We start from the raw sequence: 14,504 nt of genomic DNA on the forward strand, positions 1-14,504 counted from the left end.
GCAGTACTAGCAGCCTCCGACCCGAGGTCCTGGCCGAATAGTCAACGTTCCACCCATGAGCAACCAGCATCAGACATTCGCTGATGTACTGGCCTCTGAACCAGGCAAGCCCGGCTTAGAAGTGCTCCTTAGAAAGGAGGTGATCCAGCCGCACCTTCCGGTACGGCTACCTTGTTACGACTTCGTCCCAATCGCCAGTCCCACCTTCGACAGCTCCCTCCCACAAGGGGTTGGGCCACCGGCTTCGGGTGTTACCGACTTTCGTGACGTGACGGGCGGTGTGTACAAGGCCCGGGAACGTATTCACCGCAGCAATGCTGATCTGCGATTACTAGCGACTCCGACTTCATGGGGTCGAGTTGCAGACCCCAATCCGAACTGAGACCGGCTTTTTGAGATTCGCTCCACCTCGCGGTATCGCAGCTCATTGTACCGGCCATTGTAGCACGTGTGCAGCCCAAGACATAAGGGGCATGATGACTTGACGTCGTCCCCACCTTCCTCCGAGTTGACCCCGGCGGTCTCCCGTGAGTCCCCAGCACCACAAGGGCCTGCTGGCAACACGGGACAAGGGTTGCGCTCGTTGCGGGACTTAACCCAACATCTCACGACACGAGCTGACGACAGCCATGCACCACCTGTACACCGACCACAAGGGGGCGCCTGTCTCCAGACGTTTCCGGTGTATGTCAAGCCTTGGTAAGGTTCTTCGCGTTGCGTCGAATTAAGCCACATGCTCCGCCGCTTGTGCGGGCCCCCGTCAATTCCTTTGAGTTTTAGCCTTGCGGCCGTACTCCCCAGGCGGGGCACTTAATGCGTTAGCTGCGGCACGGACAACGTGGAATGTTGCCCACACCTAGTGCCCACCGTTTACGGCGTGGACTACCAGGGTATCTAATCCTGTTCGCTCCCCACGCTTTCGCTCCTCAGCGTCAGTATCGGCCCAGAGATCCGCCTTCGCCACCGGTGTTCCTCCTGATATCTGCGCATTTCACCGCTACACCAGGAATTCCGATCTCCCCTACCGAACTCTAGCCTGCCCGTATCGACTGCAGACCCGGGGTTAAGCCCCGGGCTTTCACAACCGACGTGACAAGCCGCCTACGAGCTCTTTACGCCCAATAATTCCGGACAACGCTCGCGCCCTACGTATTACCGCGGCTGCTGGCACGTAGTTAGCCGGCGCTTCTTCTGCAGGTACCGTCACTTTCGCTTCTTCCCTGCTGAAAGAGGTTTACAACCCGAAGGCCGTCATCCCTCACGCGGCGTCGCTGCATCAGGCTTTCGCCCATTGTGCAATATTCCCCACTGCTGCCTCCCGTAGGAGTCTGGGCCGTGTCTCAGTCCCAGTGTGGCCGGTCGCCCTCTCAGGCCGGCTACCCGTCGTCGCCTTGGTGAGCCACTACCTCACCAACAAGCTGATAGGCCGCGGGCTCATCCTGCACCGCCGGAGCTTTCGACCACCATGGATGCCCAAGGTGGTCAGTATCCGGTATTAGACCCCGTTTCCAGGGCTTGTCCCAGAGTGCAGGGCAGATTGCCCACGTGTTACTCACCCGTTCGCCACTAATCCCCACCGAAGTGGTTCATCGTTCGACTTGCATGTGTTAAGCACGCCGCCAGCGTTCGTCCTGAGCCAGGATCAAACTCTCCGTGAATGTTTTCCCGTAATCGGGATGACACGCACGAGAGCGGAACAGTCAGGCGGAATAAGCCCGACCGTTCACAGCGTCCTCGCTGTGTTTTCTTCAAAGGAACCTCGACCATCGGGTATCCGATGGACGGGGTATCAACATATCTGGCGTTGACTTTTGGCACGCTGTTGAGTTCTCAAGGAACGGTCGCTTCCTTTGTACTCACCCTCTCGGGCTTTCCTCCGGGCTTCCCTTCGGTCTTGCGTTTCCGACTCTATCAGATCTTTCCGATCCGATTTCCTCGGTGCTTTCCAGGTTCCCGCTTCCGCGTTTCCCTTTCCGGCGGTTCCGACTCTATCAGATCCTTTCGGGCCTGATCCCCGGTCAGCGGGGTTTGTCTTCGCGGCTGTTGGGCCGTTCCGACGTCCCTAACCTTAGCGCGCCCTCTCGGCGATTCCCAAATCGAAGCCGGTGTGGAGTCGATCGGTCGTCGAGTCCCAATTCGAATTGAATTCGGGCGTGCCGAAATCAACCCGGTAGGGAGGTCGAGCTGGTGGTTTGGGTGCCGCTGCTGCGGCGGAAGTGCTGTCGAAGAACCGTTACGGCTCTGCGGCAACCCGAAGAACTTTACGGATCCGCCAGGGGGCTGTCAAGCGGCCCCTGTCAAGATCTTTTCGGCCCTGGCTTCAGTCCAGGTCGGTCAGGCGTCCGCCGGCGTCCGGCTGGGCGTCCTCGACCCGTCGGAGCAGACGCGTGAGCACTTCGCCCAGCGCCGTGCGCTCGTCGGGGGTCAGGTCCTGGAGCAGGTCCTCCTCGAAGACCGACGCCAGGCGCATCGCCTCCAGCCACTTCTCTCGCCCCTCGGATGTCAGCTCCACGATGACTCGTACGCGGTTGGACTCGTCTCGCTCACGGGTCACCAGAGATTCGGCGACCATGCGGTCGATCCGGTGGGTCATCGCGGCCGGGGTGAGACCGAGGCGCTTGGCGAGGTCGCTGGGGCCCAGTCGGTACGGAGCGCCGGAGAGGACGAGGGCCTTGAGGACCTCCCACTCCGTGTTGCTGATGCCGAGGGTCGAGGTCTGACGGCCGTAGGCGACGTTCATACGGCGGTTCAGGCGGGAGAGGGCCGAGACGATCTGCTCGACCTGGGGGTCGAGGTCCTGGAACTCGCGCTGGTACGCGGCGATCTGCTCTTCGAGGGTCGGCTCGCTGGGGCCGGGGGTGTCACCCATGTGCGCAGTATCGCACGGTCGTTCTTTGCCTTGAAGTCCTTGGGTATGTACTCTTTAGCTTCGAACTTTAGCTTCGAAGTCTTCACTCCTAACTTGTGAGAGAGGTGAACGTGACCAGGGCGATGGGCGCAGCGATGCGCCGCATTCACGTGGGTAACGCACTCAGCGCGTTCGGGCTCGGCTTCACGGTCCCGTACCTGTACGTCTATGTGGCGCAGGTGCGAGGGCTGGGGGCCATGACGGCGGGTCTCGTACTCGCCGTCTTCGCCGTGGCGGCGCTGATCGTGCTGCCGTTCGCCGGGCGGGCCATCGTCCGGCGGGGTCCGCTGCCTGTGTTGCTCGCCGCCCTGGTCACCGCCGCTGTGGGCGCGCTCAGTCTGGGGATCGCGAGCAGCGCGGCGGCCGTGCTGGTGTCGGCGTCCTTGCTGGGGGCCGGGCAGGCCGTGATGCAGCCGGCGCTCGCGACGATGATCGTCGACTGCTCGTCGGCGGACACGCGGTCGCGTGCCTTCGCCATGCAGTTCTTCCTGCAGAACCTGGGGCTCGGCGTCGGTGGCCTGATCGGCGGGCATCTGGTCGACACCTCCAGCGCCGCCTCCTTCACCCTGCTCTTCGCGATCGAGGCGGCGATGTTCCTGCTGCTGGTCGTGGTGATGGTGACCGTGCGGCTGCCGCACGCGCCGCGGATCGAGGGCGCTCCCAAGGCCTCGGGCCGGGGCAGCTGGAAGCAGCTGATGGGCAACCGGGCCATGGTGCAGCTGTGCGTGCTGGGCTTCGTGCTGTTCTTCGCCTGCTACGGGCAGTTCGAGTCGGGGCTCAGTGCGTACGGGGTCGAGGCCGCCGGGATCTCGACGTCCGCGCTGGGGACCGCGCTCGCGGCCAACACGCTGATGATCGTGGTCGCGCAGTTCGCCGTGCTGCGCTTCGTGGAGCGGCGGCGGCGGTCGCGGGTGATCGCCGTTGTCGGGCTGATCTGGGCCGTGGCGTGGGCCGTCGCCGGGTACGCGGGGCTCGGGCACGGAAGCCAGGAGATGGCGACGGCCGCGTTCGTCTCGACGTACGCGCTGTTCGGGCTCGGTGAGGCGATGCTGTCGCCGACCGTGGCCCCGCTGGTCGCGGATCTCGCGCCGGAGGGGATGGCGGGGCAGTACAACTCCGCGTTTGCCCTGGTCAAGCAGCTCGCGCTGGCCGTCGGGCCCGCGGTGGGCGGGCCCCTGGGTGCCTCGCTGCACGCGCCGTACATCGTGGCGTTCCTGGTGTTCTCGCTGGGGATCACCGTCCTGGCCGTGCGGCTGGGGCGGCAGCTGACCGATGTGCAGGATCAGCCGTGGATCGGCAAGAGCCGGGTCGTGGCGCGTGGTGGGGCGCCCGTTTCGGCGGACGTCTGATCCCGTTCCCGTCCAGGGCCTGTCGTTCGGATCAGCCCTTAGGTGGTCCGGGTGCGGGGCAGTGCGAACTCGCACCAGACCGCCTTGCCGCCGCCGGGTGTGCGGCGGCAGCCCCAGTTCGAGGCGATCGTGGCGACGATGGCGATGCCGCGGCCCGATTCGTCGCCCGGTTCCGCGCGGCGGCGTCTGGGCAGGTGGTCGTCGCCGTCGGTGACCTCGATGATCAGCCGTCTGTCCGTGCGGCGCAGGCGCAGTCTCATCGGCGGGGTGCCGTGCTGGAGCGAGTTGGCGACCAGTTCGCTGGTGGCCAGGACTCCCAGGTCGTGCAGGTCGGCGGGGAAGCGCCAGCTGGTCAGGACGCCGGAGGCGAAGGCACGCGCGCGGGGGGCCGCTTCCACGCCGCCCAGGAGTTCCAGGGCGGCGTTGCGGAAGAGCTCGCTGTCCGCTCCCGTGCGTGCGGGGTGTTGGAGGACCAGGACGGCCACGTCGTCGTCGTGGTCGGGGGTCACGCCCGCGGAGCGGATCAGGCGGTCGCAGACGACCTGGGGTGTGCCGGTGGCGCCGGCCAGGGCGCGCTCCAGGGCGGCGATGCCCTCGTCCAGGTCGGCGTCGCGGCGCTCCACCAGGCCGTCCGTGTAGAGGACGGCGGTGGAGCCGGGGGCGAGGGGGATCGAGCCCGAGGTGTGCAACCAGCCGCCGGTGCCGAGCGGGGGGCCGGTGGGTTCGTCGGCGCGCAGGACCGTGCCGTTCTCGTCGCGGACGAGGATCGGCAGGTGGCCGGCCGAGGAGTAGATCAGCTTGCCCTCGTTCGGGTCGTGGATGGCGTACGCGCACGTGGCGATCTGGTTGGCGTCGATCTCGGCGGCCAGGCCGTCCAGGAGCTGGAGGACCTCGTGCGGGGGGAGGTCGAGGCGGGCGTAGGCGCGGACCGCCGTGCGGAGCTGGCCCATGACCGCCGCGGCGCGCACGCCCCGGCCCATGACGTCGCCGATGACCAGGGCCGTGCGGCCGCCGCCCAGGGTGATGACGTCGTACCAGTCGCCACCGACCGCGGCTTCGGTGCCGCCGGGGTGGTAGGTGGCGGCGATGCGCAGGTCGTCCGGCTGTTCGAGCTCCTGGGGGAGCAGGGAGCGCTGGAGGGTGACCGCCGTTTCGCGCTGGCGGCGTTCGCTGGCGCGCAGGCGTTCGGCGGCTTCGGCGTGGTCGGTGACGTCGGTGGCGAAGACGAGGACGCCGCGGCCGTCGCTGCCGCCCTTGCCGTCGCCCTGGGCGACCGGGGTGCAGGTGAAGGTGTAGGAGCGGCCGTCGGGGGCCTTGCGGGACTTGACCGTGCGCGGTTTGCCGCTGCGCTGGACCTGGTCCAGGAGGGGAAACAGGCCGAGGGCGTCCAGTTCGGGGAGCGCCTCGTGGGCGCGTTCGCCCAGGGGGCGTACGCCGAAGGCGGTCGTGTAGGCGTCGTTGACGTAGGCGATGCGGTGGTCGGGGCCGTGGACCAGGGCGACGAGGGAGGGGACGCGGTCGAGGACCTCACGCACCCGCAGTTCGTCGACGGCGGGTACGGACGGCGACTCGTCGGTCAGTTGTTCGGCACGGGCGGCGGGTACGGAGCCTTCCCCCCGCCGGTCCGGGGAGGCCGTCTGCTCGGTCCGCGCTGCGGCGCGGCGCTGCGTTCCGGGGAGCCGGGCGCTCCAGCGCGTGAAGTTCACGAATCCTTGCCTCGTGTAGTGGTCGGCGGCCGGCACCGGAACCGGCCGGGGCCCCGGAGGGCCCGCAACGGGGCGAGTGGTGGCATGCCCGCGGTGGTGGACCAGTCTGGCAGGGCGCGGACCGGACCGACATCCGTCAGACGCCGGGCCGGCCGCTGGAGTTCCTGGGTCCGGTCAGGACGACCCCTTCGGGTTGTGCGGGGGGTCCAGAGAAGGCTTTCCACCGGCCGCGAGTTCGAACTCCGCCCGGGGGTGTTCGAGTGAACCCAGGGAGACGATCTCCCGTTTGAACAGGCCGGCCAGCGCCCATTCGGCGAGCACGCGCGCCTTGCGGTTGAAGGTGGGCACGCGGCTGAGGTGGTAGGCGCGGTGCATGAACCAGGCGGGGTAGCCCTTGAGCTTGCGCCCGTACACATGGGCGACGCCCTTGTGCAGGCCCAGGGAGGCGACCGAGCCGACGTAGGCGTGTTCGTACGTCTCGAGGGGTTCGCCGCGCAGGGAGTGCACGATGTTGTCGGCGAGGACCTTGGCCTGGCGGACGGCGTGCTGGGCGTTGGGGGCGCACTCGCGGCCCTGCTCCTCGGCGGTGACGTCGGGGACGGCGGCCGCGTCTCCCGCGGCCCACGCGTGCGTGGTGCCGTCGACCGACAGCTCCGGCGTGCAGGTCAGGCGTCCACGGCCGTTGCGGGGCAGGTCGGTGGCGGCGAGCACCGGGTGGGGTTTCACGCCTGCCGTCCAGACGACCGTACGGGTGGGGAAGCGGGCGCCGTCGCTGAGGACGGCGACCCGGTCGGCGCAGGATTCGAGGCGGGTCTCCAGGCGCACGTCGATGTTGCGGCGGCGCAGCTCGGTGACGGTGTAGCGGCCCATCTCCTCGCCGACCTCGGGCAGGATCCGGTCCGAGGCCTCGACGAGGATCCACTTCATGTCCTCGGGCTGGACGTTGTGGTAGTACCGCGCGGCGTAGCGGGCCATGTCCTCCAGTTCGCCGAGTGCCTCCACGCCCGCGAAGCCCCCACCGACGAAGACGAAGGTGAGGGCCGCGTCGCGGATCGCGGGGTCACGGGTGGAGGAGGCGATGTCCATCTGCTCGATGACGTGGTTGCGGAGGCCGATGGCCTCCTCGACGGTCTTGAAGCCGATGCCGTGGTCGGCGAGGCCGGGGACCGGCAGGGCGCGCGAGACGGAGCCGGGGGCGAGGACGAGCTGGTCGTAGGAGAGCCGCTGTCCGCCCGTGCCCTCCTCGTCGGTGGCGAGGGTGGTGACGGTGGCGGTGCGTTTGGCGTGGTCGACGGCGGTGACCTCGCCGATCAGGATCCGGCACCGGCCGAGGACGCGGCGCAGCGGTACGACGACGTGGCGCGGGGAGATCGCGCCGGCGGCGGCCTCGGGGAGGAACGGCTGATAGGTCATGTACGGGTCGGGGGTGACGACGGTGATCTCGGCCTCGCCCCGGTCCAGTTCCCGTTTCAGTCTGCGCTGCAGGCGCAGGGCCGTGTACATCCCGACGTAGCCGCCACCGACAACGAGAATGCGCGCACGTTCCTTCACCATCCCATGACGCACCCGTCGCTTGCGTTTGTCCACAGCCTCGACGAATTGTGTGACCGGAGCGGGAGGGCGCGCGGAGTTGGCCTGAATACCGACCTTGTGCACATGGATGCAGGTCAGGAGGGGTGGTGCGGGGGGCGTGCGGGGGCACATTCGGGACGTATGCGGCCCGTACTCCGATCGGTGGGCGCTCCGTGCGGAACCTGCCTCTTCTGAATTGACTCCCTCTCAACTATGTTCGTGTGTCGACGGGGTGTAGGGGGATGTGCTCATCGGGGTCCGCGACGGGCGGGCCACGGGACCGGGCCGTTCCCTCGCTCCGGTATCGAATGGCGGGGAGTGTCTCCGGGGGGAGACGTCATTACCGGGGGAATGCTTATGCATGTTCAGGACTCTCATTGGTCGCCCGCGTCCGCACTCGCGGCGGGTGGCATGACGATGAGCGCGGCGGGCAACGGACGCGACGTGTCGCGGACGACGCCGCTGCGCGTGGACGCACAGCGCAATCTGGAGCACGTGCTGCGTGCGGCGCGCGAGGTCTTCGGCGAGCTGGGGTACGGCGCGCCGATGGAGGACGTGGCGCGGCGTGCGCGCGTCGGTGTGGGCACGGTGTACCGGCGGTTCCCGAGCAAGGACGTCCTGGTGCGGCGGATAGCCGAGGAGGAGACCTCCCGGCTGACCGACCAGGCGCGTGCGGCGCTCGGGCAGGAGGACGAGCCGTGGTCGGCGCTGTCGCGCTTCCTGCGGACGTCGGTGGCCTCCGGCGCCGGGCGGCTGCTGCCGCCGCAGGTGCTGCGGGTCTCGGTCGAGGACGGTGCCTCAGGCCCGCGGGTGCCGCAGCAGCGGACCCAGCCGGGCACGACGGAGCTGCGGCTGGTGCCGGACCAGCCCGTGGCGGTCGCCTCGGTGCCGGCGGTCGGGGCCGAGGACGACGCCGGGACGTCGGCGCTGCTCGAGGTCGTGGGCCGGCTCGTGGACCGGGCGCGTGCGGCCGGTGAGCTGCGGGCGGACGTGTCGGTGTCGGACGTGCTGCTGGTGATCGCCACGGCTGCGCCCTCACTGCCGGACGCCGCTCAGCAGGCGGCCGCGTCGGCCCGGCTGCTGGACATCCTGCTGGAGGGGCTGCGCTCGCGACCGGCGTGAGCCACCGGGGCTCGGGGCCCGCGGCTCGGGGCGAACAGGCCCGGGCCGGTTGGGCCCCAGGGCTCGGGCGGGACGTCCGGGCCCCGCACGAGTAGGGGGCGAGCCTTCCCGCCCGCGGCGAGAGGGGAGCCTTCCCCGCCGCAGCGAGAACAGGGAGCCCTCGCCGCCCGGAGCCACCCCGAGCCGCGCGGAGCCGCCCGGAGGCGCGGAGCGAAAAGAGGAGCCTTCCCCGAATGAGTGACGGCCAGTACTGCCATGCGGCACATCCCCACGGATGAGTGATCGTCCGAACTACGGGGTTCTGACCAAATGCCAATATGGCACGCTGACCCGGTGGTCTGGACGGGTTGGGCGGCTGGCGGGGGCTTTCCGCGATGAGCGGTGACGGGCGGGACGAGTCGAGCGGCGGCGGGAGCGGCGACGCCACGGCCGACGGCCCGGTGCCGCCGAAGGTGCCGAGCCAGGGCGGACGCGCGAGCGTGCCGCCCGGCGGGCGCCCCGCCGACGGCTCGGTCCCGGCCCAGCGCGACCGGCACGAGGACAGCGTCCTGCCGCCGCCTCTCGAGACGCCGCCGTCCGACGCCGACCTCATCGACCGCATGCGCGCGGGCGACGACACGGCGTACGAGGAGCTGTACCGGCGCCATGCGCAGGCCGTACGCCGGTACGCCCGCACCTGCTGCCGGGACGCCCACACCGCGGAGGATCTGACCGCCGAGGTCTTCGCCCGCGTGCTCCAGGCGGTACGCGGCGGCGCGGGGCCCGCGCACGCGGTGCGCGCGTACCTGCTCACCTCCGTCCGGCGCGTCGCCGCCTCCTGGACGCGGTCGGCGCGGCGCGAGCAACTCGTCGACGATTTCGCCGTGTTCGCCGCCCAGTCCGCACGCGGATCCGACGTGTCCGACGACGACACGCTCGAACTCGGCGCGGACGTACGGGCGATGCACGAGGCCGAGCAGTCCATGGCCATGCGGGCGTTCCGGTCGCTGCCGGAGCGCTGGCAGGCCGTGTTGTGGCACACCGAGATCGAGGACGAGTCGCCCAGCGAGGTCGCCACGCTCTTCGGGCTCGACGCCAACGGCACACGCGTGCTCGCCAGCCGGGCCCGTGAGGGTCTCAAGCAGGCCTACCTCCAGGCCCACGTCAGCGCCACGCTCACCGCCGACGAGGAGTGCGCCCGCTACGCCGACCAGCTCGGCACGTATGCCCGCGGGCGGCTGCGCACCCGGGCCGAGCGGGGGCTGCGCAAGCACCTGGAGGAGTGCGCGAAGTGCCGGCTGGCCGCGCTGCAGATCGAAGAAGTGGCCGGTGGTATCCCGGCGGTCGTGCCGGTCGCGGTCATCGGCTGGTTCGGGGCCGCCGGGTATGCGAAGGCGGCCGGGCTCATCGCCGGGGGCGCGGGGGCGGCAGGGGCGGCAGCGGCGGCGGGAGGCACGACCGGTGGGGCGTCCGCGGCGGGCGGCGGATCGGCCGGAGGGGCCGGAGGCGGGGGCGGTGCGGCGGCCTCCGAGGGGCTCGGCGCGCCGGTGAAGGCCGGTATCGCGGCCGGTGTGGTCGCCGTCGGGGTGGTGGCCGCCGTGGTGATGGCCCTGGCCGGCAACGAGAAGCCGAAGGAGGAGGCCGGACCTGCTCCTTCCTCCCCCAAGCCGTCGTCGGTGGTGCGACCCGGTGAGCCCGCGCCCTCACCCTCACCCTCACGGCAGGACTCGGCCCCGGACCCGCCGGGAATCATGCCCGCGCGCGCCGAGACACCCGCGCCGACACCGAGCTCCAAGACCAGCCCGGCCCCGGACCAGGACCCGACCCCCACCCCGCCCCGAAAGCCCGCTCCCCCACCCGAACCCCCGAAGCCGACACCACCCCCCGCTCCCACACCGGTGCCCACTCCCCCGCCGCCCCCGCCTCCTGCCCCGGCTGTCTACCAGTGGAGCGAACTGTCGTACGACATCAGCGGCGACGGCACGAAGCCCGAGATGCGGATCGGTGCGAGCAGCTGGGTCTGGAAGCGGTCCGGCCTGTCGGTCGGCGACCAGCGGTACGCCCACGGCGTCACCGTGCACGGCCGCTCGTCCGTCACCATCGACCTCAACCGCTCCTGCTCGTCCTACGACGCGCTCGTGGGGGTGGACGACATGACGCTGAGGCTCGGCAAGGCGTACTTCTCCGTCTACGCCGACGGGGCCAGGCTGTGGCGGTCCCCGCTGGTCGAGGGCGGCGACCCGGCCCTGCCCGTCCATGTGAACCTCAGCGGGCGCGGCACGGTCCGGCTGGTGGTGGAACCCCGCAGCCCCCTCGACAACCTGATGCCGGTGGACTGGGCGGAGTCCAGGTTCACCTGCGGCTAGGCCTGTTCCGGGTATGACGGTTCACGTCACCCGGCTGCCGGCGTAAGCACCGCGCGCCTCGTCCAGCTCGCGCAGGACGTCGTCCGCGGCGAGGGCCGCGCCCCGGGCGTGCTCGGCCTCGCACCGGGCGTCTCCCAGAGCGGCGCGAGCAGCGGCCTCGGCCCGCTCCACCGGGGCACGCTCGGGCAGGGAGCGCGGGCGGCCTGCCCGCAAGTGCGCGGCGGTGCCGAGCAGCCGGGCCGCTCGCGGGAAGTCGCCGAGATCGGCCAGCAGCCCCGCCGCGCCGTCCACGACCGTGGCCAGGATCACGTCCGAGCACCGCTTCTCCACGGCTTCGCGCAGGGCGCCGGCCAGCTTGGGCAGGGCGGACCGGGGGCCGGACTCCCTCGCGGTGATCATGGCGTCGAGCAGGAGCAGCATCACCGCGAACTGGGGTGGCGGCGGGCCGGGTGCGGTGTTCGCGCGGGCCGCGTCGCACCACGCACGCGCCCGCTCGGTGTGCCCGTCCTCGAACGCCATCTGGGTGCGCATCAGCAGCACGTACGCCTTGGAGTCCCGTACGCCGTACCGTTCGGCGGCGGCCGCGGCCTCGTCCAGGGACGCCGTCGCGGCCGCCCGGTCTCCCGCGCGGTAGGCGATCTCGGCGAGCCGGGCGATGAGGAACGGCGACTCCGCGTAGGCGCCCACCTCGTAGGCGAGCCGCAGCGCCTCCTCGTACTCCCCCTTGGCGTCCTCGAAGCGGCTGCGCGCCATGGCGGCCTCGCCGACCGCGCTGCACACCTGGGCGCGCAGCCAGCGGTCGCCCGCGCGGCGGCTGAGGATCCGCAGCTCAGCGAGGTCGTCGTCGACGCCCTCAAGGCCACCGGGTCCGTCGACGACCGTGTGCGCTCGGAACATCAGCGCGACGGAGAGCTCCCAGTCACCCCCGTACGCGCGGCAGTTGGCGACGGCCGCGTCCAGGACGGCCAGGACCTCGCTCTGGTCGCCCAGGAAGGTGGAGAGGATCGGGCAGACGAGCCCCGGAATACGGGCCGCGTGCGGGCCGCCACCCCCGAAATGGGCCCACACCCGTTCCATGTACGGCCGTTGCTCGTCGACGAAGCTCTCCATGGACGCGGCCTCGGTCATGAAGAACAGATGCAGCATGCGGACATCCATCCGCAGGGCGTGCAGCGGATGGCCCGTCTCCCCGTCCGGCGCGGTGAGGAACTGCTCGATGTGGCCGGGCGCTTCCGGCCCACCGGCGTCCAGGGCCGCGCCCAGTCGCAGCGTCCGCTCGATCCACTCCATGCCCTCGTGGCGGTAGTTGCGCAGCCACCAGAACCAGCCCATGGCCACGGCGAGGGCGCCGGCGGCCTCCTCGTCCCCGGCGGTGAGGGCCCGGTCGAGGGCGGCGCGGATGTTGTCCAGCTCGGTCTCCAGACGGGAGATCCACGGCAGTTGCCCGGCGGAGCGCAGCAGCGGATCGGCCCGCTCGGCGAGCGCACGCGCCCACGCGCGGTGCCGGACCTCGGCCTCGGCGCGCAGCCGCGGGGCGTCGGCGGAGCGCTCGACGGCGTACTCGTGGATGGTCTCCAGCAGCCGGTAGCGCATACCCGAGTCGTCGGCGTCGGGGGCCGCCACGACGAGGGACTTGTCGACGAGGGCCCCGATCAGCTCGGCGGCGGGCCCGGAGCACACGGCCTCGGCCGCCGCCAGGTCCCAGCCGCCCGCGAACACCGACACCTCGCGCAGCATCGTCCGCTCGGCGTCGTCGAGCAGGTCCCACGACCAGTCGACGACGGCGCGCAGGGTCTGCTGGCGGGGCAGGACCGTACGACTCCCGGAGGTGAGGAGGCGGAAGCGGTCGTCGAGCCGGTCGGCGATCTGCCGGGAGGTGAGAAGCCGGAGCCGGGCCGCCGCCAGCTCGATGGCGAGCGGCAGCCCGTCCAGCCGCCGGCAGATCTCCGCCACCGCCCGCTCGTCGCGGAGCACGGCGTCCGCGTCGGGACGGACGGCCGCGGCCCGCTCGGCGAACAGCCGGCGGGCGTGGTCCGGGCGCAGGGGCTCGACCGGGCGCACCAACTCACCGGGAACGCCCAGAGGTTCACGGCTGGTGGCCAGGATCGTGAGCCCCGGGCAACGGGTCAGCAGGGTCTCCGCGAGGTGCGCGGCGGCGCCGATGACGTGCTCGCAGTTGTCAAGGATCAGAACGAGGCTGCGCGGCGCGCAGAACTCGACGAGCAGGCCGACCGGATCGTCCTGCACCGCGGTGTGCTCGCTGGTCAGCAGCACGGTCTCGCGCAGACCGAGCGCACTGACCACCGCTCCCGGCACCGCCTCCGGGCGGTCGAGCGGGGCGAGCTCGGCCAGCCGTGCCTGCGGGAGCCCGGCGGCGGCTTCCTCGGCGAGACGGGTCTTTCCGGAGCCGCCCGGTCCGGTGAGGGTGACGAGGCGGGCCCTGTGCATCTCGGAACGGATGGCGTCGATCTCGGGTTCCCGGCCGACGAAGGAGGTCAGACGGGGCCGAATGGTTCCGGGCTGTATGCGCTCGCGCTCCGGCGGAGCGGGCGGCGGCCCCTCCTCCGGCGGGGCGGGGTCGAGCAGTCCGGCGTGGAGGGCGCGCAGCTGGGGCCCGGGGTCGGTGCCGAGGCCTTCGGCCAGGGACCGGCGGACGGTTTCGTACGCGGCGAGGGCGTCGGCGTCCCGGCCGGTGTCGCGCAGGGCGCGGATGAGGAGCGCGTGCAGCGGCTCGTCGTACGGGTGTACGGCCGTCAGCTCACGCAGTTCCGGTACGACGTCCGGCCCGCGGCCGAGCCGTAGCCGGGCCTCTGCCCTGGCCCGGGTCGCCTCCAGGCGCATCGCCTCCGGGCGGGCGGCGGCGGAGCGGTCGGGGAGGTCGGCGAGGGCGGGCCCGTGCCAGAGGGCGAGGGCGGCGTCGAGGTGGTGCTCCGCCAGCGCGGGGTCGTTGCCGGTGAGGGCGTCGGTGCCCTGCTGGACGAGCCGTTCGAAGACGAAGAGATCGATGTCGTCCCGGCCCGCCGCGAGTCGGTAGCCGCCCGTCTCGGAGGTGACGGCGTCCTTGCCGAGGGCCCTGCGGAGGCGGCCGACGAGGGCCTGGAGCGCGGCGGGGGCGTCCTGGGGCGGCTCCTCCGGCCAGACCTCGTCGATCAGCGTCTGCGGGGTGGTGACGCGGGAGGGGCGCAGGGCGAGGGCGGTGAGCAGGGCACGGAGCCGTGGTCCGCCGACGGGTACGACTGAGCCGCTCTCGTCCTCTGCCGTGGTGACGCCCAGGATTCTGTACCGCACGGAGTCATTGTCGCCGGGGTCGGCGCGAGGGTCGGGGGGTTTTCCGTGCCGGGCGTTGCTCGGGGGCTCGTGTGCGGGGGTGTGGCTGCCTGGGGGGGGGTGGGTCCGCAGCCCGGCGTCGAAGGGTGCCGCTGCGTTTGTGCTGGGGGCGGGTGGATCCGCCACCCGGCGTCGGGGGGCCGCTGCGTCGGGTGCTGAGGCCGGGTGGGTCCGC

General features: G+C 71.0%; 7 protein-coding genes and 1 rRNA gene. 3 read left to right on the forward strand and 5 right to left on the reverse strand.

Features of this window, described 5'->3' with window-relative positions; all coding sequences use genetic code 11:
* Window positions 1–132: 132 nt before the first annotated feature.
* Both QOL88_RS18690 and QOL88_RS18695 read right to left on the reverse strand, forming a co-directional pair.
* A 16S ribosomal RNA gene (locus QOL88_RS18690) occupies window positions 133–1,658 on the reverse strand.
* Between the two features lie 662 nt (window positions 1,659–2,320).
* Window positions 2,321–2,869: a MarR family winged helix-turn-helix transcriptional regulator gene (locus QOL88_RS18695; RefSeq protein ID WP_031109794.1), complete on the reverse strand. Its 549-nt coding sequence runs from the start codon at window positions 2,867–2,869 to the stop codon at window positions 2,321–2,323.
* 122 nt (window positions 2,870–2,991) lie between these two features.
* Between QOL88_RS18695 and QOL88_RS18700 the strand changes: the two genes are divergently transcribed.
* The gene (locus QOL88_RS18700) at window positions 2,992–4,257 is read left to right on the forward strand and encodes an MFS transporter (protein ID WP_097217537.1); all 1,266 of its coding nucleotides are present in this window, start codon (window positions 2,992–2,994) and stop codon (window positions 4,255–4,257) included.
* 38 nt (window positions 4,258–4,295) lie between these two features.
* Here the strand turns inward: QOL88_RS18700 and QOL88_RS18705 are convergent, their stop codons facing one another.
* Window positions 4,296–5,963, reverse strand: coding sequence for an ATP-binding SpoIIE family protein phosphatase (locus tag QOL88_RS18705; RefSeq protein ID WP_097217539.1), 1,668 nt, complete (start codon window positions 5,961–5,963; stop codon window positions 4,296–4,298).
* A 174-nt stretch (window positions 5,964–6,137) separates the two neighbouring features.
* Window positions 6,138–7,517: an NAD(P)/FAD-dependent oxidoreductase gene (locus QOL88_RS18710; protein WP_097217541.1), complete on the reverse strand. Its 1,380-nt coding sequence runs from the start codon at window positions 7,515–7,517 to the stop codon at window positions 6,138–6,140.
* Window positions 7,518–7,892: 375 nt separating this feature from the next.
* Here QOL88_RS18710 and QOL88_RS18715 point away from each other — a divergent pair, with 375 nt between their 5' ends.
* Window positions 7,893–8,657: a TetR/AcrR family transcriptional regulator gene (locus QOL88_RS18715; protein WP_097217543.1), complete on the forward strand. Its 765-nt coding sequence runs from the start codon at window positions 7,893–7,895 to the stop codon at window positions 8,655–8,657.
* Between the two features lie 374 nt (window positions 8,658–9,031).
* A complete protein-coding gene (locus QOL88_RS18720; protein WP_097217544.1) occupies window positions 9,032–11,002 on the forward strand; it encodes a sigma-70 family RNA polymerase sigma factor in 1,971 nt (656 codons plus the stop codon).
* Window positions 11,003–11,023: 21 nt separating this feature from the next.
* Here the strand turns inward: QOL88_RS18720 and QOL88_RS18725 are convergent, their stop codons facing one another.
* Window positions 11,024–14,290, reverse strand: a complete 3,267-nt coding sequence (locus tag QOL88_RS18725) for an AfsR/SARP family transcriptional regulator (protein ID WP_097217546.1) — start codon at window positions 14,288–14,290, stop codon at window positions 11,024–11,026.
* Between the last annotated feature and the right edge of the window lie 214 nt (window positions 14,291–14,504).

This window comes from Streptomyces sp. Ag82_O1-12 (genome assembly GCF_900182715.1).
GTDB lineage: Bacteria > Actinomycetota > Actinomycetes > Streptomycetales > Streptomycetaceae > Streptomyces > Streptomyces massasporeus.

Coding starts and splice junctions, on each gene's coding strand:
- QOL88_RS18695 (WP_031109794.1), bottom strand. CDS start 2,869: ATGGGTGACACCCCCGGCCCCAGCGAGCCGACCCTCGAAGAGCAGATC.
- QOL88_RS18700 (WP_097217537.1), top strand. CDS start 2,992: ATGGGCGCAGCGATGCGCCGCATTCACGTGGGTAACGCACTCAGCGCG.
- QOL88_RS18710 (WP_097217541.1), bottom strand. CDS start 7,517: ATGGTGAAGGAACGTGCGCGCATTCTCGTTGTCGGTGGCGGCTACGTC.
- QOL88_RS18715 (WP_097217543.1), top strand. CDS start 7,893: ATGCATGTTCAGGACTCTCATTGGTCGCCCGCGTCCGCACTCGCGGCG.
- QOL88_RS18720 (WP_097217544.1), top strand. CDS start 9,032: ATGAGCGGTGACGGGCGGGACGAGTCGAGCGGCGGCGGGAGCGGCGAC.